This window comes from Mesorhizobium sp. M0408, from assembly GCF_040321495.1.
Taxonomy (GTDB): Bacteria; Pseudomonadota; Alphaproteobacteria; order Rhizobiales; family Rhizobiaceae; genus Mesorhizobium.
In genome coordinates, this window is record NZ_JAMYRO010000005.1 from 89001 (window position 1) to 107511 (window position 18511).

Annotated in this window: 22 protein-coding genes and 1 pseudogene; 12 read left to right on the forward strand and 11 right to left on the reverse strand. The window is 62.9% G+C overall.

What is annotated here, in order from left to right; translation table 11 throughout:
- Positions 1 to 97: 97 nt before the first annotated feature.
- Positions 98 to 289 carry a hypothetical protein gene (locus NKI67_RS07575; protein WP_156937312.1) on the reverse strand — a complete coding sequence of 64 codons (192 nt, stop codon included), beginning with the start codon at positions 287 to 289 and terminating at the stop codon, positions 98 to 100.
- A 339-nt stretch (positions 290 to 628) separates the two neighbouring features.
- Between NKI67_RS07575 and tauA the strand changes: the two genes are divergently transcribed.
- From tauA to NKI67_RS07595, 4 genes are all read left to right on the forward strand, one after another.
- Positions 629 to 1642: a taurine ABC transporter substrate-binding protein gene (tauA, locus tag NKI67_RS07580; protein WP_023675904.1), complete on the forward strand. Its 1014-nt coding sequence runs from the start codon at positions 629 to 631 to the stop codon at positions 1640 to 1642.
- 108 nt (positions 1643 to 1750) lie between these two features.
- Positions 1751 to 2524, forward strand: a complete 774-nt coding sequence (locus NKI67_RS07585; RefSeq protein ID WP_352591888.1) for a taurine ABC transporter ATP-binding protein — start codon at positions 1751 to 1753, stop codon at positions 2522 to 2524.
- Positions 2521 to 3387 (forward strand): ABC transporter permease subunit, encoded by an 867-nt coding sequence (locus tag NKI67_RS07590; protein ID WP_023675906.1) that lies wholly within the window; start codon positions 2521 to 2523, stop codon positions 3385 to 3387. The genes NKI67_RS07585 and NKI67_RS07590 overlap by 4 nt, the downstream gene beginning before the upstream one ends.
- 19 nt (positions 3388 to 3406) lie before the next feature.
- Positions 3407 to 3595 carry a hypothetical protein gene (locus tag NKI67_RS07595; protein WP_023675907.1) on the forward strand — a complete coding sequence of 63 codons (189 nt, stop codon included), beginning with the start codon at positions 3407 to 3409 and terminating at the stop codon, positions 3593 to 3595.
- 59 nt (positions 3596 to 3654) lie between these two features.
- On the opposite strand, the gene NKI67_RS07600 is transcribed toward NKI67_RS07595, so the two are convergent.
- The gene (locus NKI67_RS07600; RefSeq protein ID WP_023675908.1) at positions 3655 to 3840 is read right to left on the reverse strand and encodes a hypothetical protein; all 186 of its coding nucleotides are present in this window, start codon (positions 3838 to 3840) and stop codon (positions 3655 to 3657) included.
- Between the two features lie 307 nt (positions 3841 to 4147).
- Between NKI67_RS07600 and NKI67_RS07605 the strand changes: the two genes are divergently transcribed.
- From NKI67_RS07605 to NKI67_RS07615, 3 genes are all read left to right on the forward strand, one after another.
- On the forward strand, positions 4148 to 4507 hold the full coding sequence (locus NKI67_RS07605; RefSeq protein ID WP_023675909.1) for a septal ring lytic transglycosylase RlpA family protein: 360 nt from the start codon (positions 4148 to 4150) through the stop codon (positions 4505 to 4507).
- 255 nt (positions 4508 to 4762) lie between these two features.
- A complete protein-coding gene (locus tag NKI67_RS07610) occupies positions 4763 to 6040 on the forward strand; it encodes a polyhydroxyalkanoate depolymerase (protein ID WP_023675910.1) in 1278 nt (425 codons plus the stop codon).
- 215 nt (positions 6041 to 6255) lie between these two features.
- On the forward strand, positions 6256 to 6873 hold the full coding sequence (locus NKI67_RS07615) for a transglutaminase-like cysteine peptidase (protein WP_023675911.1): 618 nt from the start codon (positions 6256 to 6258) through the stop codon (positions 6871 to 6873).
- Positions 6874 to 6882: 9 nt separating this feature from the next.
- Here the strand turns inward: NKI67_RS07615 and NKI67_RS07620 are convergent, their stop codons facing one another.
- From NKI67_RS07620 to NKI67_RS07635, 4 genes and pseudogenes are all read right to left on the reverse strand, one after another.
- Complete coding sequence (locus NKI67_RS07620) at positions 6883 to 7251, reverse strand: helix-turn-helix domain-containing protein (RefSeq protein ID WP_023675912.1); 369 nt, start codon at positions 7249 to 7251, stop codon at positions 6883 to 6885.
- Between the two features lie 53 nt (positions 7252 to 7304).
- Entirely contained in the window at positions 7305 to 7841 is a 537-nt protein-coding gene (locus NKI67_RS07625; RefSeq protein ID WP_023675913.1) for a Smr/MutS family protein, read from the reverse strand.
- Entirely contained in the window at positions 7838 to 8944 is a 1107-nt protein-coding gene (gene mltA / locus NKI67_RS07630) for a murein transglycosylase A (RefSeq protein ID WP_023675914.1), read from the reverse strand. Before mltA ends, NKI67_RS07625 begins: the two co-directional genes overlap by 4 nt.
- Positions 8945 to 8967: 23 nt before the next feature.
- Positions 8968 to 9675, reverse strand: a pseudogene (locus tag NKI67_RS07635) (Tim44/TimA family putative adaptor protein).
- A 199-nt stretch (positions 9676 to 9874) separates the two neighbouring features.
- On the opposite strand from NKI67_RS07635, the gene NKI67_RS07640 reads away from it, so the two are divergent.
- Both NKI67_RS07640 and secB read left to right on the forward strand, forming a co-directional pair.
- Positions 9875 to 10366 carry an FxsA family protein gene (locus NKI67_RS07640; RefSeq protein WP_023675916.1) on the forward strand — a complete coding sequence of 164 codons (492 nt, stop codon included), beginning with the start codon at positions 9875 to 9877 and terminating at the stop codon, positions 10364 to 10366.
- 113 nt (positions 10367 to 10479) lie between these two features.
- Complete coding sequence (secB, locus tag NKI67_RS07645) at positions 10480 to 10980, forward strand: protein-export chaperone SecB (RefSeq protein WP_023675917.1); 501 nt, start codon at positions 10480 to 10482, stop codon at positions 10978 to 10980.
- Between the two features lie 257 nt (positions 10981 to 11237).
- Here the strand turns inward: secB and dnaQ are convergent, their stop codons facing one another.
- The 5 genes from dnaQ to NKI67_RS07670 form a co-directional block, all read right to left on the reverse strand.
- The gene (dnaQ, locus tag NKI67_RS07650; RefSeq protein WP_023675918.1) at positions 11238 to 11957 is read right to left on the reverse strand and encodes a DNA polymerase III subunit epsilon; all 720 of its coding nucleotides are present in this window, start codon (positions 11955 to 11957) and stop codon (positions 11238 to 11240) included.
- Between the two features lie 86 nt (positions 11958 to 12043).
- Positions 12044 to 12646, reverse strand: coding sequence for a dephospho-CoA kinase (gene coaE, locus NKI67_RS07655; RefSeq protein WP_023675919.1), 603 nt, complete (start codon positions 12644 to 12646; stop codon positions 12044 to 12046).
- Complete coding sequence (locus NKI67_RS07660) at positions 12643 to 13485, reverse strand: shikimate dehydrogenase (protein WP_023675920.1); 843 nt, start codon at positions 13483 to 13485, stop codon at positions 12643 to 12645. The genes coaE and NKI67_RS07660 overlap by 4 nt, the downstream gene beginning before the upstream one ends.
- Positions 13478 to 14077, reverse strand: coding sequence for a Maf-like protein (locus NKI67_RS07665; protein ID WP_023675921.1), 600 nt, complete (start codon positions 14075 to 14077; stop codon positions 13478 to 13480). The genes NKI67_RS07660 and NKI67_RS07665 overlap by 8 nt, the downstream gene beginning before the upstream one ends.
- Before the next feature lie 196 nt (positions 14078 to 14273).
- Positions 14274 to 15092, reverse strand: coding sequence for a pyruvate, water dikinase regulatory protein (locus tag NKI67_RS07670; RefSeq protein WP_023675922.1), 819 nt, complete (start codon positions 15090 to 15092; stop codon positions 14274 to 14276).
- A 401-nt stretch (positions 15093 to 15493) separates the two neighbouring features.
- Here NKI67_RS07670 and hemE point away from each other — a divergent pair, with 401 nt between their 5' ends.
- From hemE to rho, 3 genes are all read left to right on the forward strand, one after another.
- A complete protein-coding gene (hemE, locus tag NKI67_RS07675; protein ID WP_023675923.1) occupies positions 15494 to 16522 on the forward strand; it encodes a uroporphyrinogen decarboxylase in 1029 nt (342 codons plus the stop codon).
- Positions 16523 to 16524: 2 nt separating this feature from the next.
- Positions 16525 to 17070 (forward strand): protoporphyrinogen oxidase HemJ, encoded by a 546-nt coding sequence (gene hemJ, locus NKI67_RS07680; RefSeq protein WP_031211566.1) that lies wholly within the window; start codon positions 16525 to 16527, stop codon positions 17068 to 17070.
- 166 nt (positions 17071 to 17236) lie between these two features.
- Positions 17237 to 18502: a transcription termination factor Rho gene (gene rho, locus NKI67_RS07685; protein ID WP_023675925.1), complete on the forward strand. Its 1266-nt coding sequence runs from the start codon at positions 17237 to 17239 to the stop codon at positions 18500 to 18502.
- The last annotated feature ends 9 nt before the right edge of the window (positions 18503 to 18511 follow it).

The following is an 18511-nucleotide window of genomic DNA, read 5'->3' on the forward strand; positions in this document are numbered from 1 at the left end:
ACGCCTGGCGTGCCTCCCCGCCGCGTCCAAGCTGTCACTACAGATAAATTCTAGTGACATGATATACAAGCCGAGAAACGTTGATTTTGCTTCGTTTTCACGCCGCAATGGCCATTTTGGCCGGGGCTTGTGCTCTTGGAAGCACAGAAGCCGCCGCCAATGGCGCACCGCCAAACTGGCCGGCGGCAGGAATGTCCCCATTGGCGAGAATACCGACAGCAGCTTCTGCCCCTGAATTTGAAGGCCAAAGCATGCCGCGCGCGGCAACAAGGAGGGTGGCGTCGCTCATCGTCCTCTCCAATCCTTCAATGTCGATAAGGATACTAGACTTAACCGCGAACACAGGGAACTTGTTTCCAATTTCTTGGCTATTCACAGCACGGGTTTGCCGATGCAGGGGCGAAAACGGGAAATCCTTGTTGCGCGCATGGACGACGTGGAAGCGGTTCCCGGGCAAGGATGATGGTTCTCACCCGGGCCGTCACCCAGAAGCGCGCGAACTGCCATAGCCAGATGACTTTTTCTAACAAGACCGAACCGATTGGAAGGATTTAACTCTACAAGGACGATAGAGTTAGGTGACTATGAAACGCAATCCGGGTTTTTCTCGTTTTTCAAGGAGCCTTTCATGTCCACCATTTCGCGACGTATCGTTCTCTTGTCCTCGGCGGCCTTGGCTGGTGCGGCCTTTCTCGGCCCAGCCGATGCGCAGGACCTCAAGATCACTATCGGCTACCAGACGGTCGTCGAACCCTCGAAGGTGCCGCAGGCCGACGGCGCCTATGAGAGCGCGACCAAGGCGACAATCGACTGGCGGAAATTCGATTCCGGCGCCGACGTGATCGCGGCGATCGCTTCCGGTTCGGTCGACATCGGTTATGTCGGCTCGAGCCCGCTGGCGGCGGCGGCGAGCCACGAGCTTCCCATCCAGACAATCTTCATTGTCGGGCTGATCGGCGAATCCGAAGCCCTTGTCGCCCGCAACGGCGCCGGCATCGAGAAGGCCGCCGACCTTGCCGGCAAGAAGGTGGCGGTGCCCTTCGTTTCGACGACGCATTACAGCCTGCTTGCCGCGCTGAAGCATGAGGGTGTCGACCCGAAGTCGGTCGATATTCTCAATCTGCGGCCGCCGGAGATCGCGGCGGCATGGGCGCGCGGCGACATCGACGCCGCCTATGTCTGGGATCCGGCACTCGGCCAGATCAAGACTTCGGGCAAGGTCGTGCTGGATTCCTCGCAGGTCGCCGCCTGGGGCGCGCCGACCTTCGACGCCTGGATCGTGCGCACCGACTTCGCCGAAAGGAACCCGGAAGCGGTGCGCGACTTCGTCAAAGTGACGGGCGCGGCCTATGCCGAGTTCCTGGCCAAGCCGGACGTCTGGTCGGTGACGTCGCCGCAAGCGGCGAAGATCGCCACGATCACCGGGGCCAAGCTGGAGGACGTGCCGCAACTATTGAGGGGCTATGTCTTCCCGACGCTCGAGGAGCAAGCCTCGGACAAGTTCCTCGGTGGCGGCACGGTCAAGGCGGTCGAGGCGACATCGGCCTTCCTCAAGGAGCAGGGCAAGATTGACGCCGTGCTGCCGGATTATTCGAAATACGTGTCGTCGAAATATGTCAGCGAAGCGCTTGCCTCGAACTGACGCCAACGCGCGCGGTTCTCCTTCCCTGACGCCGCGTGCTCCCTGCCCCGAACCGCTTGCGAGGAGCGGCTTCGGGGCAGACAGATTCGGAATATCGGCGAGGTTCCCATGACGCATCTCGTGCTCGACAAGGTCTCGGTCCACTATGACGGTCAGCCGGCGCCGGCGGTCGAAAATGTGTCGATTGAGATCGCCAAGGATGACTTCGTTGTCCTGGTCGGCCGCTCAGGCTGCGGCAAGACCTCGTTGCTCAACGTCGCTGCGGGCCTGGTCGAGCCTGTGCGCGGACGCGCCACGATTGGCGGCAGGCCGATCACGGCGCCAGGTTCTGACCGCGCCGTCGTGTTCCAGAACGACGCGCTGTTTCCGTGGCTGACCGCGCGGGAAAATGTCGCCTTTGCGCTCAGGCTGCGCGGTGTCAGGGCCGCCGAACGGGCGCGGACTGCCGACGACCTTCTGGCGCTGGTGAAACTCGACGGCGCCGGCGACAAGCGCATCTGGGAGCTTTCCGGCGGCATGCGCCAGCGCGTCGGCCTGGCCCGGGCGCTGGCGGCCGAACCGCAATTCCTGCTGCTCGACGAGCCGCTGGGCGCACTCGATGCGCTGACCCGGGAACGCATGCAGACGACGCTGCTCGATCTGTGGACGGCAAGCCAGGTCGGCGTGCTGATGGTCACGCACGGCATCGACGAAGCGCTGGTTCTTGCCACCCGTATCATTGTGCTCGCTCCCGGCCCTGGCCGGGTGGTGTGGAGCTTCGAGACCGGCTTCAGCCGGCGCTATGCAGCCGGCGAGGCCATTCGCAGCATCAAGGCCGATCCCGCGTTTGTGGCGGCGCGCAGCGAACTGACCGACGCGATCTTCGAAGGAGAGGCGGCGTGACCATTTCCTCCTACACCGAGCGGCCGCAGCGCTCCAATATCGACGACGGAGCCGACGCACTGTCGGTGCCATGGTCGCGGCCGCCGCCGAGACGCAGCCGCGTTTCGGCCCGCATGGTCAGCGCAATCACCATTCTGGTGGTGCTGGCGGCGTGGACGGTATCGGCCCGCCTGCAATTGGTGTCGCCGGTTTTCCTGCCGTCGCCCGTGGCAGTCTGGAACAAATTTGTCGTCGTCGCCCGTGACGGCTTTGTCGACGCGACGCTCGCCCAGCATATTGCCGCCAGCCTGTGGCGGGTGTTTGCAGCGCTGATCGCGGCCGTTTTCGTCGGCGTTCCCATCGGGCTGGCGATCGGCGTCAGCACGATCGGGCGCGGCATCTTCGATCCGCTGCTCGAATTCCTGCGGCCGATCCCGCCGCTCGCCTATCTGCCGCTGATCATTATCTGGTTCGGCATTGGCGAGCCGTCCAAGATCCTGGTGATTGCCATTGCCATGCTGGCGCCAGTTGCGCTGTCGACGGCATCGGGTGTTCGCGGCGTATCGAAGGACCGCATCAATGCAGCGCGCTCACTTGGCGCCACGCGGCGCCAAGTGATCAGGCAGGTGATCCTACCCAGCGCGCTGCCCTCGATCCTGACCGGTCTGCGCATCGCGCTTGGCGCCGGCTGGTCGACGCTTGTCGCCGCCGAGCTGGTGGCCGCGACGCGTGGGCTTGGCTTCATGATCCAGTCCGCTGCCCAGTTCCTCGTCACCGACGTGGCGGTGATGGGCATCCTGGTGATCGCGGCCATTGCCTTCGTGCTCGAATTCATCATCCGCAGGATCGAGCGGGTGCTCGTCCCGTGGGCGGGGCGGGAGTAACCGGACCGGAGACGTGACGATGCCCCATTCCACCGCTGTACTGTTTGCGCATTTCGGCCATTGGCTCCGCCTGATCAAGGCCGGAGACAAACAGCCGCCTGACGGCGAACGCAAAACGCCGACGCCGGTGCATCTGGACGCGGAGCGCAACCGCCTGCCACCGCGCGACGAAAGTTTCTACTGGGGCTGGCAATACTGGTCGCGGTGAGCGGCCGCCACGGGTCCGCTGTGTGCTGCTCCGGCGAATGCCTGAGGATCGACCCCTGCTCAAACGCGCGAGCGGTTCGCCCAGGCCAGCCCCGCCAAGCCAACCAGCGCGGTGACGATGCCGGCATACAGCCATTGCGACTGGCCGGTCATGAAGCTGCCCTGGACCCAACCGATGCCTTGCAATGACCACAGCACGCCGATGGCGAGCACAATCAAGGCCAGCAGATTTTTGATCAATCTCATCGTTGCAAACTCCTTTTCAAAGTCGATCGCCAGCCGTGCCCTCGTACCGGTGGAAGAGCGAAAAGAAGCGGTTCGGTCACGCCAACTTCTACTTAGATGCTAACCTCTGATCCTGCGCAAGACATGCGGAGATCGGTGCAAAGATCATCAAGGAAGCTGTGCCGCTCTGCGGCAAATCTCTGACAAATTGTTTCGCGCCGACTCCAAACGTGTAACATTGCCATGGAACCGACAGATCATTGCCGCATTTGCTGCCTCATTCGCCCCTAACCGCCGCGGGTCTGTCAACGGAGCCAGTCCCCAACACATGAACAAAAGCAACCGGACCGCGCTCGTCGCGGCCATGATCGCGGCTGGCCTGATGGTCGGCGCATCCACTGCCAGCGCCGCCGCGCAGTGCGGCCGTGCCTCCTGGTACTCACTGCATTCCAGAACCGCTTCCGGTGAACGCATGAACCCGTCGGCGCTGACCGCAGCGCATCGCAGCCTGCCGTTCGGCACCAAGCTGAAGGTGACCAACCGCAACAATGGCCGCAGCGTCGTCGTGCGTATCAACGACCGCGGCCCGTTTATCAGGGGCCGGATGCTCGATCTGTCGAAGGGCGCCGCCAGCCAGCTTGGCTTCATCAGCTCGGGCCACACCGCTGTCTGCATGGCACGGGTCTAACGGCCGCCACGGCCGGACACCGCCTCCGACGCTCGTCCCCAATAGCCGTGCTGCTTGCCAGGCCTTCGCAGGTGCACATTGAGCCGGCTGTTGCCGTTCCAGGCGGATTCTCAACGCCTTGGACGAAAGAACGAGGATAAATCACGCAAGTTGACGTATTGCATCGCAGCAGATTGTTGCTAACTTCCCCGCAAGGCATTCAAGGCTCGGCGCTGCTCGTCGGCCCTTCGATCGCAGTCGGCAGCGGGGTTCTCGATGTTCTACCAGCTCTACGAACTGAACCACGCCGCCTTGCAGCCGGCGCGCCTCTATGCCGATGCGGTGCGCCTGTTCTACTCCAATCCGCTCAATCCGGTCTCACACACGTCCTGGGGCCGCTCGGTTGCGGCAACGGCCGAACTGTTCGAGCGCACGACGCGCCGCTACGGCAAGCCGCAATTCGGCCTGACCAAAACCGTGGTCGACTGGAAAACCGTCGAGGTCAGCGAACGCACCGTCTGGTCGCGGCCGTTCTGCAACCTGGTCCGTTTCGAGCGCGCGGTTCCGGCTGGGCGCCGGCCGGATCCGAAGCTGTTGATCGTCGCGCCGATGTCGGGCCACTACGCGACGCTGCTGCGCGGCACGGTGGAGGCGATGCTGCCCTATGCCGACGTGCATATCACCGACTGGGTCGACGCCCGCATGGTGCCGCTGGCCGACGGCAGCTTCGATCTTGACGACTATATCGACTACATCGTCGACATGCTGCATGCGCTGGGCCCCGACACCCATGTGATGGCGGTGTGCCAGCCTTCGGTGCCGGTGCTGGCGGCGGCGGCACTGATGGAAGCCAAGGGCGATCCGTTCGTGCCCTCGACGATGACGCTGATGGGCGGGCCGATCGACACGCGCCGCAATCCGACGGCGGTCAATCTGCTGGCGCAGGAAAAGGGCATCGACTGGTTCCGCGACAACGTCATTATGCGCGCGCCCTGGCCGGTGCCGGGCTTCGGCCGCGAGGTCTATCCTGGCTTCCTGCAGCTTTCGGGGTTCATGAGCATGAACCTCGACCGCCACATCATCGCCCACAAGGACTTCTTCATGCATCTGGTGAAGCATGACGGCGACAATGCCGAGAAGCACCGCGAGTTCTACGACGAATATCTGGCGGTGATGGATCTGACGGCGGAATTCTACCTGCAGACCGTCGACACCGTGTTTGTCCGCCAGGCCTTGCCCAAGGGCAAAATGACGCATCGCGGCGTGGCGGTCGACCCTTCGGCGATCCGCAATGTCGCCCTGTTCACGGTCGAGGGCGAGAACGACGACATCTCCGGACTCGGCCAGACCAAGGCGGCGCACGACCTGTGCATCAACATCCCGGCCGACAGGCACGCCCATTACATGCAGCCGGCGGTCGGCCATTATGGTGTGTTCAACGGCTCGCGCTTCCGCTCCGAAATCGTGCCGCGCATCGTTGATTTCATTACCAGCTATGGCCGTCAGAACCGCGTTGCGGTGAAGCCGAAACTGGTCCGGACCGGCAAGAAATAGGCGACCAGCGATGATGCCGCGCCCGCGACCTCGCATCAGGTCGGCCAACGCTAAAATTACCGGTTGGAACCGGTGTAGTCCATCCGAGCTGTTGCACAATAGTCGCGTTGGCGCCACGCGGGTAACCATGCCGCAAAATCAATCCATCCTCATAATTGACACGGACTGTAAATACCCCTTAACGTTTCGTTAATAACAAGGGACAAGCGGGGACAATGATTTCCTCACCAATGGCGAGAACGCTGCGCCTGTGCGCGCTGGCCGGACTTACTGTGGCGGCAGGTTGGGCCGGTTCGGCCTCGGCAGCCAGCCCGATGATAACAGGTGGCCCGACCTCGCAGCCGATCGGCCATTATGATTTCTGCAAGAGCTACGCGTCCGAATGCACGATCCGCCCGAAGGATCTGTCGCCCGCCAGCCTGACCGGCTCGCTGTGGCGCAAGCTGCTCAGCGTCACGGCAAGGGTTAACGCCGCCGTCAAGCCGGAGAGCGACTTCGACATCTACGGCAAGGACGAGGTCTGGGCCTATCCCGACAAGGGCGTCGGCGATTGCGAGGACTATGTCCTGGAAAAGCGCCGTGAGCTGAACCGGCTGGGCGTCTCGTTTTCCGATCTGCTTATGACCGTCGTGCGCAAGCCGGATGGCGAAGGCCACGCCGTGCTGACGGTGCGCACCGACAAGGGCGACTACATCCTTGACAATCTGACCGACCAGGTCCGTTCCTGGGACCAGACCGGCTATCGTTTCCTCAAGCGGCAGGCGATTGACAATACCGGCCGCTGGGTCTCGATCCGCGGCGGCCAGCAGGTTCTGGTCGGCTCGGTCCAGTAACAAGGCAGCTCATTTCGGCCGTGCCAGCGCGGCGCGGATCGACGCAATGATGCGGCGAAGCTCGGCTTCGTCGAGCTTTTCAATGTTGTCGGCCAGGAGATTGGCAAGCTCGGTCGCCGCCGGGCTAAGGCCCGACGTGTCGAGCTTGACGCGCGGATGCGAGGTTTCGGCCAGCCGCGCCAGTTCCTCGGCGTCATCCCAAATGATGTTGAAATAGCCGATGATCTTCTGGATCAGCGTCCAGCTCGGCGCACCGCGGCGGCCGTGTTCCAGCGCCGAGAGATAGGCTGCGCTGACGCCGATCGCCTTGGCCATGTCCTTCTGGCTGACGCCGCGCTCGTTTCGCAGCACGCGAAGCTTTTCGCCGAACGGGGTCACAAGCGCACCTTCATGGGTGCATCCTCATAGGTGCGTCCCTCATGGGCGTGTCCTCATGAGCGCGCCCGCCGCAAGCGGATATAGAGCGCACCCGAGCCGCCATGTTTGCGGGCGGCATGGTCGTGGCTGGAGACGAGGGGCCGGAAGGCGGGTGTCGACAGCCATGACGGTACGGCGCGCCGCAAGACGCCATCACCGCCCGACGAGGAACCCTTGCCGGTGATCACAAGGACGTAGCGGATGCCGCCGGCATGCGCCCGGCACAGGAAGGAAAACAGCAGCGAATAGGCTTCGTCCTGGGTCAGGCCATGCAGGTCGACGCGGCCCTCGATCGGCAGCCGGCCCTTCGACAGCTTGTCCAGCGTCGGTTCGTCGAGTGCGTGGGAGACATGCTGCGCCTTCGGCTTTGCGGCCGTGGCAGCATTGCCCGCGACCTGTGCCGGCGGCGGCGCCTGCCTGGTCTCGTCGATCTCCGGCCCGACGTCTGGAATTTCGACGGCGGTTTTGCCCTTCAGCGGCTTTGCCGTGCGCGCCACCAGGTTCCACAGCACCCGGTCGTCCTCGCTCAGCCTGTCGATGCGCCGGGTCATCGGCCTGCTCCTGAAACCAGCGCCCGGGGGATCAGCGCATAAAAATCGGCGGCGTTGCGGATAACGCCGGCGATCTCGCCGGCCGCATCGCCCGACCCGGCAAACAGATCGCCGCGGGCCGGCCCGGTGATCGCCGAGCCGGTGTCCTGCGCGATCATCAGCCGCCGGAACGGTTTTCCGTCGAAAGCGGTCAGCGACGGCGCATCGATATGGAAGGGCGTGCCGAACGTGTGCAGCAGCCGGTCGACGGCGATCGAGCGGCCGGGTGTCAGCGCCACCTTGGCGGCAGCGATCGGGCCGAGCTCTGGGTCGTCGACGCCCATCTCGCGGAAGAAGATGTAGGAGCGGTTGCGCCAAAGGATCTCGTCGACGCGTTCCGGATGCGCCTTGAACCAGGCACGGATCGACTGCATCGTCACTTTCTCCAGCGGGATCTCGCCTTCCTCGCTCAGGATCTGGCCCGGTCCGGTAAAGCGCTGGCCGGATTTGGCGGCATAGGTGATGCGGCGAAGCCTGCCGTCGGTCATCTTGAGCCGCGCCGCGCCCTGCACGTGAATGAAGAAGGCGTCGACCTTGTCGGCGAGCCAGGCAATTTCCAGCCTTTTTCCGGCAAGCACGCCGCACTCGATCTCGCCGCGGTCGAAATATTCGACCGGGCCGTTCGGCGTCGCACGAGCAAAGGCGAGATAAGGATCCAAGCCTGAAGGACGATTGCCGTCGTCGACGTCGACAAGATCGGCCGGGCGCGACAGCAACGGCACCGAAAACCGTTGCGTGCGTACCGGCGAGGCTTCGACCTCCGGCTCATAAAAGCCGGTGACCAGGCCGGGAGCACCATCTTCGGCATCGATACGGGCCGGCACGAAATGGCGCTCGAAAAAGCTTCGGGCCTGCAACCGATTCGCCGGCGAAACGGTGCGCGCTTCGGCATAGGCATCGGCAAAGCCATTGTAATCGACGCCGAGCGCGCCGGAGCGGTAGGGTTTGGTCAGGACATGAAAGGCCGAGCGGCGAAAGGCCTCAAAGGCAGGGAGATGGTCGTCCTCGCCCCAGCCCGGCAATTCGCCAAAGGATTTTTCGCTGAAGGCTCGAGAAAGCGACACGACAGCCTCCGCCGCCGTCCAGTTCAGTCTTCTTCTTCGGTGGCGACGAGCTTCCAGTTCGGATCGCGCGAGCGCGCGTCACGAGCGAAGGTCCAGACATCCTTGACCTCGGCGACGGTTTCGGGATCGCCGTCGATGACGGCGCCGGCCTTGTCGCGGGTCGCCGAAATCAGTTCGCTGACGATGCGCAGCGTGATGTGCGCCTCGCTGCCCTTCATCTCGGCCGAAACGATGTCGGCCTTGTCGATGCCGACGAAGGAGGACTGGATCTTTTCGGCTTTCGCCTCACGGTCGCCGATGGCCGCGACGAAGCCGTCATAGACCTCGCGCGACAAAAGGTTCTTCAGCGTTTTACGGTCGCCATCGGCGTAGGCCATGACGATCATCTAGTAGGCCATCTTGGCGCCGTCGACGAAGGTCTTCGGGTCGAAGGTCGGATCATTGTCCTTGATCGCCCGCAGGCCCCGGTTGAGATCGGTGTCGGGCTTGGCAAAGGCGTCGATCGCCGCATAGGTGTCGGCCGCCGGCTCTCCCGCCAGCCGCTTGCGCGGCAGCGAAACCACGTTCTCGGGTTTCTGGGCGGCATCCTTGTCGTTTTTGCGCGCTGCCGTATATGGATCGAAGGGTGGGCGCTCGTTGCCCGTGCGTCGGCCAAGCACGTTGCGCAGCTGGAAGAAGATCACCACCGCCGCAATCAGAAAGAAAATCGTGCCGAAGTCGAAGAAGCCCATATCTTGCGCCGATCAATCCCTGCTTTGGCCGGACCAGCGGCCAAGCAAGGGCCGCGATCACATAGCGTTCAGTATCCAAAGCATATAGAACGCATGGCGCAATCATTCAAATCAAAGGCAGCCATACCTATCTAACAGCTCTGGTGCCAGCGGCGATTGCTCGCCGGCCGGCAAAACATCGAAAACGATCGGTCAAGATTTGCGTATCTCGCTGCTTCCCCTGTTCATTCTGGCGCTTCCGCTGCTGGAGATAGCCGGTTTCGTTATTGTCGGCCGCCAGGTCGGCGCGCTGGCGACAGTCGGCTTGGTGCTGGCCTCGAGTGTCGCCGGCGCCTTGCTCCTTCGACACCAGGGTTTTGGCGTCATGGCCAGGGTCCGTGCCGAAATGGATGCCGGGCGTGATCCGAGCGGCCAGCTTGCGCATGGCGCCATGATCGTGCTGGCAGCGATCCTTTTGATCATCCCCGGCTTCATCTCGGATATTTTCGGCCTTCTGCTGTTCCTGCCGCCGGTGCGCGATCTTGCCTGGCGGATGCTGAAAGGCCGCATCGTGCTGGCAACCGATTTCAGCAGTGGTTTGCGGGCAAGGCAACGCGGCAAGACCATCGATCTCGACGACGGCGACTATTCGCGGGCCGACGACCATACGCGCGGACCGGGTTCTCCCTGGCGCCGCCTCAAGGACGAGTAGCTGCAAGGCAACCGGCGTCTTTTGCAAACTTGTCTTGTCGGGCCGGCCATGATAGCGAACGCCCGAATTTCAATCCGGTCAGCAACGCTGCCCAGGCAAAAGGACCACAGCTTATGGCCAGCAACGACGACGCGCCGACCGGCGCAGCCAACGGTAATGGAAATGCGGCGCAGCCTTCGCTCAACGTGCTTGCGCAATATGTGAAGGACCTGTCCTTCGAAAGCCCGGGCGCACCGAACTCGCTGCGCGGCCGCGACAAGGCTCCGGGCATCGCCATCAATGTCAACGTCAACGCCAATCCGCTTTCCGACAAGCAGTTCGACGTCAATTTGACGCTGAACGCCAAAGCGTCGTTCGACCAGGAAGTGCTGTTCAATGTCGAACTGGTCTATGGCGGCGTCTTCTCCATCAGCGGCTTCCCGCAGGAGCACATGCTGCCGATCCTGTTCATCGAATGCCCGCGGCTGCTGTTCCCGTTCGCCCGGCAGATCATCGCCGAGGCAACACGCAATGGCGGCTTCCCGCCGCTGATGCTAGACCCGATCGATTTCGCGCAGATGTTCCAGCAGAAGTTGGCCGAGGACCAGGCTGCCGCCAAGGTCAAGGTGAGCTAAAGCGGTTGTCTCGCTTGAGTGTGGAAAACCCGGCCTTGCGCCGGGTTTTTTGTTTGAGACGCCGGCGGGACAAGTACCCCCCTCTGGCCTGCCGGCCATCTCCCCCTCAAGTGGGGAGATCGGACTTCACGTCAGCCTTCGCCATCCTTCATCGCCGCAGGAATGAGCGAGGCGCTGGGTCTGCCAATCTCCCCCCTTGAGGGGGAGATGTCCGGCAGGACAGAGGGGGGCGCGAAGGATCACTCCGGTCAAAATCACTATGCCGCGGAACTCGCTTCCGGGACGACCCGCAGCCACAGCGCCTTTTCGCCCAATGTGCCAACCATGCCTGCGTGTGCTGTGCGCTCGGCGTCGGTCAGGCGCGCGGGCAAGGCGATCGGCCGCACGCCGATCGAAATATCGATGTCGTCGACATTCTGCCTGCCGCCCGCCGGAGTCAGGATGCTGTCGAGGATGAGGCTTGCCTGCTTGCCGCCGATGAGCTCGATATAGACCTCGGCCAGCAATTCCGAATCGAGCAGCGCGCCGTGCTTGGTGCGGCGGCCGTTGTCGATGCCGTAGCGGCGGCAGAGCGCGTCGAGCGAATTGGGGCCCATCGGATGCTTGCGGCGCGCCAGCGCCAGCGTGTCGACGATCCGTCCCGGATCGATGGCCGGATGACCAAGCCGGCCGAATTCGAGATTGAGGAAGCCGATGTCGAAGCCGGCATTGTGCGCGACCAGCTTGGCGCCGTCGATGAAGGCCAGAAACTCCTCGGCGATCTCCATGAAAGTCGGCTTGCCCTGAAGATCGGCGGCGCTGATGCCGTGCACGGCCTGCGCCTCGTGATGGATCTGGCGGCCTTGCGGGTTGATATATTTGTGGAAGGTTCGGCCGGTCGGGAAGCGGTTGACCAACTCGACGCCGCCAAGCTCGATGACGCGGTCCTCGCGCGCGTCGAGGCCGGTGGTTTCCGTATCGAAGATGATCTCACGCATCGAATCAGTCCACTGGTTCCGGCATCATTCTAGCCGAATCACACCAGGAACAAAATGGCAACAAGTAATGTGAGTCTGCAAGCCTCTTAACCAGGCCTGGCTGCCTTATCCACGACTAGTTCGGCGATGATGGCCTTGACGGCCGCGCGAGCGGCGTCAAAACCCTGACCGGTGTCGATGACGAAGTCGGCGCGCCGGCGCTTTTCGGCGTCGGGAACCTGCCTGGCCAGGATCGACGCCAGTTTCTCCTCATTCATGCCCGGCCGCGCCAGCACGCGGGCGCGCTGGACTTCAGGCGGCGCGGTGACGACCACGACCTTGTCGACGCGATCGCGGCCGCCGGTCTCGAACAGCAGCGGTATATCGAGCACGGCAAGCGGCGCGCCGGCGGCACGATGTTCAGCCAGGAACGCATCGGCATCGGCACGGACCAGCGGGTGGATGATCGCTTCCAGCCGTTTCAGCGCGGGGGCGTCGCCGAGCACCCGCTCCGCCAGTGCCGCGCGGTCGACCGCACCGGATCTGGTGGTGCCGGGAAAGGCCGCCTCGACCAAGGGCGCGGCCTTGCCGGCATAAAGGCGATGCACAGCCTCGTCGGAATCATGGACCGGCACGCCGGCTTCGGCAAACATCTTGGCCGTGGTCGATTTGCCCATGCCGATCGATCCGGTGAGGCCGAGCACGATCATTTTATCGCGCCGATATCGGCGATGATCATTTGCCGCAGTTCGGCGGTGACTTCTGGCCTGATGCCGAACCAGCGCTCGAAGCCGGGCACCGCCTGGTGCAGCAGCATGCCGAGCCCATCGACGGTTCTCAGGCCGCGCGCTTTGGCCGCGGCAAGCAGCGGCGTCTCCAGCGGCACGTAGACGATGTCGGTGACGATGGCGCCGTCCGGCAGTCTGCGGGGATCGGCGGACAGGCCTTCATTGCCATGCATGCCGAGCGCTGACGTGTTGACCAGCAGGCCGGCATCTTCGAGCAATTCGCCGGTCGCCGCCATGCCATGGGCGGAGACGCCGGCACCGAAGCGGTCGCGCAGCTCCTGCGCCCTCGCAAGCGTCCGATTGACGATGCGGATGTCGCTGATGCCGCGCTGCTTCAGCGCATGAATAACCGCGCGAGCGGCGCCACCGGCGCCGAGCACCACGGCGCGGCCGTTGGCCGCCCAGCCCGGTGCATATTCGTCCAGATTGGCGGCAAAGCCATGGGCGTCGGTGTTGCCGCCGCACAATTCGCCATCCTCGAACCACAGCGTGTTGACCGCACCGATCTGTTCGGCGTCGGCGTCACGCCGCTTGGCCAAAGCGAAGGCGGCTTCCTTGTGCGGGATGGTGACGTTGCCGCCGCGATAGCCTTGTGCCTGCAGCGTCTGCAGGAATTCGGCAAACGCCTCTGGTGCAACGTCGATGGCCTCGTAGACGCCGCCGATGCCGTATTTCGCCAGCCAGTAGCCGTGGATCTTCGGAGACCTGGAATGCGCGATCGGGTGGCCCGTGACAAACGCCTTTTTCGTGGCCTCAGCCATCGATCGCCCCGAACTCACGCAGCTTGGCCAGCACCGGCAAAAGTGGCAGGCCGACAATAGTAAAATAGTCGCCTTCGATTTTTTCGAACAGCTGGATGCCTTCGCCTTCGATCTGGTAAGCGCCGACGCTGGACAACGCCTTGGCGCCGACGCGCGCAAGATGGCGGCCGATGAAGGCCGGATCGAGCTTGCGCATGGTCAGGCTGGCGATGCCGACATGCCGCCACAGAACCTGGCCGTCACGGCCGAGCACGACGGCGCTGTTGAGATGATGCGTCTTGTCCGACAGCGCCAGCAGATGACGGCGCGCTCCTTCCATGTCGGCCGGCTTATGGAACAGCTCGTCGCCGAGCGACAGCGTCTGGTCGCAGCCGAGCACTAGGGCGCCGGGCTTGCGCTCGCTGACGTCGGTGGCCTTGGCTTCGGCGAGCACCAGGGCGACGTCCTCCGGCGACACGCCACTATTCTGCAGCGGCGCCTCGAGCGCGCGCTCATCGACAGAAGCCGGAACCGCTTCGACAGTGACGCCGGCATTGACGAGCAGCGCCTTGCGGAACGGGCTGCCCGAGGCAAGGATGATTTTTTCAGCCATTTTTTTCGCCTGATCTTTCCTTCTCCCCTTGTGGGAGAAGGTGGATTGGCGCGCAGCGCCAAGATGGTTGAGGGGTGCTGGACGGAGTGCAGGTGATGCCAAGCTGGAACACCCCTCATCCGACCAAGCTTCGCTCGGCCACCTTCTCCCACAAGGGGAGAAGGTAAGGACCACCCACAGCACAAGCGCCCAAACCCTAGCGCGTCTTGCCGCGCAGGGCAACGATGGCCGCCGCCGTCTCCTCGATCGAACGGCGGCTGACGTCGATCATCGGCCAGCCGTGCCGCGTGCATATCTGGCGGGCATAGGTGAGCTCTTCGGCGATCGCGGCACGGTCGACATAGTCGGTCGGCTCATAGGCGCTGGTGCCGAGAATGCGGTTCTGCCGGACTTGCGATATGCGTTCGGCGGTGGCGACCAGGCCGACGATCAGCGGCCTCCTGGCATTGACCAGGATTTCGGGCACCGGCACGCCGAGCACGATCGGGATGTTGGCGGTCTTGATGCCGCGATTGGCGAGATAGATGCTGGTCGGCGTCTTCGAGGTGCGGGAGATGCCGACGAGCACGATGTCGGCATCGTCCATATTGGCCGGCAGCTGACCATCGTCATGCTCCATGGTGAAGTTGAGCGCGTCGATGCGGCGGAAATATTCGGCGTTCAGCACATGCTGGGCGCCGACGCGTCGGCCGGCAGGCGTGCCGAGATAGGACTGGAACACCGTCAGCACCGGCTCCAGCACCGAGACGCAAGGCAGGCCCATGGCCGCACAGCGTTCGTCGATGCCGCGGGCAAGCTTCTGGTCGACCACCGTGTAGAGGATGATGCCCGGCTCCTCCTCGATGTCCTCGAACACCTTCGTCACCTGCTTTTCGGTGCGGATGAGCGGGTAGATATGTTCGATGGCGCGCGCATCCTTGTATTGCGCGGAAGCCGCGCGGCCGGCGGCCAGCAGCGTTTCGCCGGTGGCGTCGGAAATCAGGTGAAGATGAAAGAAGCTCTGCGGTTTGTTCACAGGATACATTCCAGGCTGTGGGCCGATGTGGATAAGCCGGGCGGAAAACTCGGCCACCGCAAAGCGACTGTATCAGATGCCGGTTTGTCCACAATTCGATGTGCTGTCGGCTTCTCCGGGCGGTTGGGGACAAGTCCGGGGACGGAGCTTTTTGCCTTCGCTTCATCCACAGGGGCAATTTCCCTGGCCTGGCGGCAACGCATTGACTTCAGTCGTAAATTCGCGGTTTTCCACAAAGTCCTGCAATCCCGTTGGAGAAGCGCGCGACAATATGCTGGCTGGTCTTTTCGAGGGCAAAGCGGGACAGGAGACAACCACCACAACCAACAGACTCTTAGAATCATAAGATTCCTAAAAATAGAATATTTAATTATAGGGAAGCCTGGAAAGGCGAGCGCTCAATGCCTCAAGACCGGATCGTGCTGGACGTGTTGAGAGGCAAAGCGGCGTTTCCGCCGCCGCTCTGGATGATGCGCCAGGCCGGCCGCTATCTGCCGGAATACCGGGAGACGAGGAGACGGGCCGGATCCTTCCTCGATCTTTGCTACGACCCGGATCTCGCCGTCGAAGTGACGCTGCAGCCGATCGAACGCTTCGGCTTCGATGCATCGATCCTGTTTTCCGATATTCTTGTCGTGCCGCATGCGCTTGGCCGCGACGTGCGCTTCGAGGAAGGACGCGGCCCGCTGCTGACGCCGATCACGGCTGCGGAAATTGCGGCTCTCGACGGCGAAACGTTTCACGTGAATCTCGAGCCGGTCTACGAGACGGTGCGGCGGTTGCGCGCCAGACTGCCTGATGAAACGACGCTGATCGGCTTCTGCGGTGCGCCCTGGACGGTGGCGACCTACATGATTGCCGGCCACGGTACGCCCGACCAGGCGCCGGCCAGGCTGTTCGCCTATCGCGAGCCGGCGGCCTTTCTTAGGCTGCTGAAGGTGCTCGCCGATCATTCGGCTGCCTATCTGATCCGCCAGATCGAGGCCGGCGCCGACGTGGTGCAGATCTTCGATTCGTGGTCAGGCGTACTCGACGAAGCGTCTTTCGAGTTGTTCTGCGTCGAGCCGGTGGCCTCGATCGTCCGGCAAGTGAAGGCTGCCCATCCCAATGTTCCGATCATCGGCTTTCCCAAGGGCGCGGGAGATCACTATCGAAGCTATCGCCAGAAGACCGGCGTGACCGGGCTGGGCCTCGACTGGACCGTGCCATTGTCGACGGCGAAGGAATTGCAGCGTGACGGCGCCGTGCAGGGCAATCTCGATCCGCTGAGGCTTGTAGCCGGCGGCAAGGCGCTTGACGACGGCGTGGGGGCGATCCTGAAGGCGCTGGGCGACGGGCCGCTGATCTTCAATCTCGGCCATGGCATCACGCCGGAGACGCCGCTCGCTCATGTCGAGCGGATGGTCAAGCTGGTGCGGAGCGCATCGTGACGATGATGGGCGCGGACAATGCGAACGGCACCAACACCGGTAAGGGCGCGATGCGCCGCGCGGCAATCGCGATCGCCATTTTCCTGGTGCTGGCCGGCCTGCTGTTGCTGTTCGGGCCCGATGATTTCTATCCCTGGGCAAAGGCGATCCATGTGATTGCCGTCATCTCCTGGATGGCTGGCATGCTCTATTTGCCGCGCTTGCTGGTCTATCATGCCGATGCCGAAAAAGGCTCCGTCCAGTCGGAGACTTTCAAGGTGATGGAGCGCCGCCTGCTGCGCGGCATCATCAATCCGGCAATGGTGATCACCTGGGCATTCGGCCTGTGGCTTGCCTGGAAAGGCTTTGGTTTTCAAGGCGGCTGGCTGCATGCCAAGATCGCCGCGGTGGTTGGCCTGTCGGCCGTGCATGGCTATCTCGCCGGCGCCGTCCGGAAATTTGCCGAAGACCGCAATGAAAAATCGGCAAGGCACTGGCGGATCGTCAATGAGATCCCTACATTGCTGATGATCGTCATCGTCGTCCTGGTTATCGTGAAACCGTTCTGACGTCTTCGGTTGCCCGCAAAAGGCGGCTTGCTCTTTCAACCGACCGACGATAAAAGACGGGTCTTCCTTCCCGTCATGCGCCGCCCATTTATCGCTTCGGCCGCGCCCGGCATTTGTCGCATCCCGCCGATATTTTTCCCAAAGCTTACTCAGAGTCCGTCTAATGATGCAAGAAATGAAACTCACAGAGTTCAAGAACAAGAAACCGCCAGAGCTGATCGCTTATGCGGAATCGCTCGAAGTCGAGAATGCCAGCGTCATGCGCAAGCAGGAGCTGATGTTCGCGATCCTGAAGAGGCTGGCGACCCAGGATATCGAGATCATCGGCGACGGCGTCGTCGAAGTGCTGCAGGACGGCTTTGGCTTCCTGCGCTCCGCCAATGCCAACTATCTGCCAGGTCCCGACGACATCTATATTTCACCGTCGCAGATCCGGCGGTTCTCGCTGAAGACCGGCGATACGGTCGAAGGGCCGATCCGCAGCCCGAAAGAGGGCGAGCGCTATTTCGCGCTGCTCAAGGTCAACACGATCAATTTCGACGACCCGGAAAAAATCCGCCACAAGATCCATTTCGACAATCTGACGCCGCTTTATCCGACCTCGCGGCTGAAGATGGAGATGGAGGTTCCGACCTCCAAGGATATTTCGGCGCGCGTCATCGACCTGGTGGCGCCGCTCGGCAAGGGCCAGCGCGCGTTGATCGTGGCGCAGCCGCGCACCGGCAAGACGGTGCTGCTGCAGAACATCGCCCATTCGATCACCACCAACCATCCGGAATGCTATTTGATCGTGCTTCTGATCGACGAGCGGCCGGAGGAAGTCACCGACATGCAGCGCTCGGTGAAGGGCGAGGTGGTGTCCTCGACCTTCGACGAGCCGGCGGTGCGCCACGTCCAGGTCGCCGAAATGGTCATCGAAAAGGCCAAGCGCCTGGTGGAGCACGGCCGTGACGTGGTCATCCTGCTGGACTCGATCACCCGCCTCGGCCGCGCCTACAACACCGTGGTGCCGTCGTCCGGCAAGGTGCTGACCGGCGGTGTCGACGCCAATGCGCTGCAACGGCCGAAGCGCTTCTTCGGTGCTGCCCGCAATATCGAGGAAGGCGGCTCGCTGACCATCATCGCGACAGCGCTGATCGATACCGGCAGCCGCATGGACGAGGTCATCTTCGAAGAGTTCAAGGGCACCGGCAATTCGGAAATCGTGCTCGACCGCAAGGTGGCGGACAAGCGCATCTACCCGGCCATGGACATCCTCAAATCCGGCACCCGCAAGGAGGACCTGCTGGTCCCACGCCAGGACCTGCAGAAGATCTTCGTGCTGCGCCGCATCCTGGCGCCGATGGGAACGACCGACGCCATCGAGTTCCTTATCGACAAGCTCAAGCAGACCAAGACCAACGCGGATTTCTTCGATTCGATGAATACGTAAGGGTTGCGG

What these genes read in the sequence shown, in the direction of transcription:
- NKI67_RS07575 (WP_156937312.1), bottom strand. Translation starts at nt 289, where the DNA reads ATGAGCGACGCCACCCTCCTTGTTGCCGCGCGCGGCATGCTTTGGCCT.
- tauA (WP_023675904.1), top strand. Translation starts at nt 629, where the DNA reads ATGTCCACCATTTCGCGACGTATCGTTCTCTTGTCCTCGGCGGCCTTG.
- NKI67_RS07585 (WP_352591888.1), top strand. Translation starts at nt 1,751, where the DNA reads ATGACGCATCTCGTGCTCGACAAGGTCTCGGTCCACTATGACGGTCAG.
- NKI67_RS07595 (WP_023675907.1), top strand. Translation starts at nt 3,407, where the DNA reads ATGCCCCATTCCACCGCTGTACTGTTTGCGCATTTCGGCCATTGGCTC.
- NKI67_RS07600 (WP_023675908.1), bottom strand. Translation starts at nt 3,840, where the DNA reads ATGAGATTGATCAAAAATCTGCTGGCCTTGATTGTGCTCGCCATCGGC.
- NKI67_RS07605 (WP_023675909.1), top strand. Translation starts at nt 4,148, where the DNA reads ATGAACAAAAGCAACCGGACCGCGCTCGTCGCGGCCATGATCGCGGCT.
- NKI67_RS07610 (WP_023675910.1), top strand. Translation starts at nt 4,763, where the DNA reads ATGTTCTACCAGCTCTACGAACTGAACCACGCCGCCTTGCAGCCGGCG.
- NKI67_RS07615 (WP_023675911.1), top strand. Translation starts at nt 6,256, where the DNA reads ATGATTTCCTCACCAATGGCGAGAACGCTGCGCCTGTGCGCGCTGGCC.
- NKI67_RS07625 (WP_023675913.1), bottom strand. Translation starts at nt 7,841, where the DNA reads ATGACCCGGCGCATCGACAGGCTGAGCGAGGACGACCGGGTGCTGTGG.
- secB (WP_023675917.1), top strand. Translation starts at nt 10,480, where the DNA reads ATGGCCAGCAACGACGACGCGCCGACCGGCGCAGCCAACGGTAATGGA.
- dnaQ (WP_023675918.1), bottom strand. Translation starts at nt 11,957, where the DNA reads ATGCGTGAGATCATCTTCGATACGGAAACCACCGGCCTCGACGCGCGC.
- coaE (WP_023675919.1), bottom strand. Translation starts at nt 12,646, where the DNA reads ATGATCGTGCTCGGCCTCACCGGATCGATCGGCATGGGCAAATCGACC.
- NKI67_RS07660 (WP_023675920.1), bottom strand. Translation starts at nt 13,485, where the DNA reads ATGGCTGAGGCCACGAAAAAGGCGTTTGTCACGGGCCACCCGATCGCG.
- NKI67_RS07665 (WP_023675921.1), bottom strand. Translation starts at nt 14,077, where the DNA reads ATGGCTGAAAAAATCATCCTTGCCTCGGGCAGCCCGTTCCGCAAGGCG.
- hemE (WP_023675923.1), top strand. Translation starts at nt 15,494, where the DNA reads ATGCCTCAAGACCGGATCGTGCTGGACGTGTTGAGAGGCAAAGCGGCG.
- hemJ (WP_031211566.1), top strand. Translation starts at nt 16,525, where the DNA reads ATGATGGGCGCGGACAATGCGAACGGCACCAACACCGGTAAGGGCGCG.
- rho (WP_023675925.1), top strand. Translation starts at nt 17,237, where the DNA reads ATGCAAGAAATGAAACTCACAGAGTTCAAGAACAAGAAACCGCCAGAG.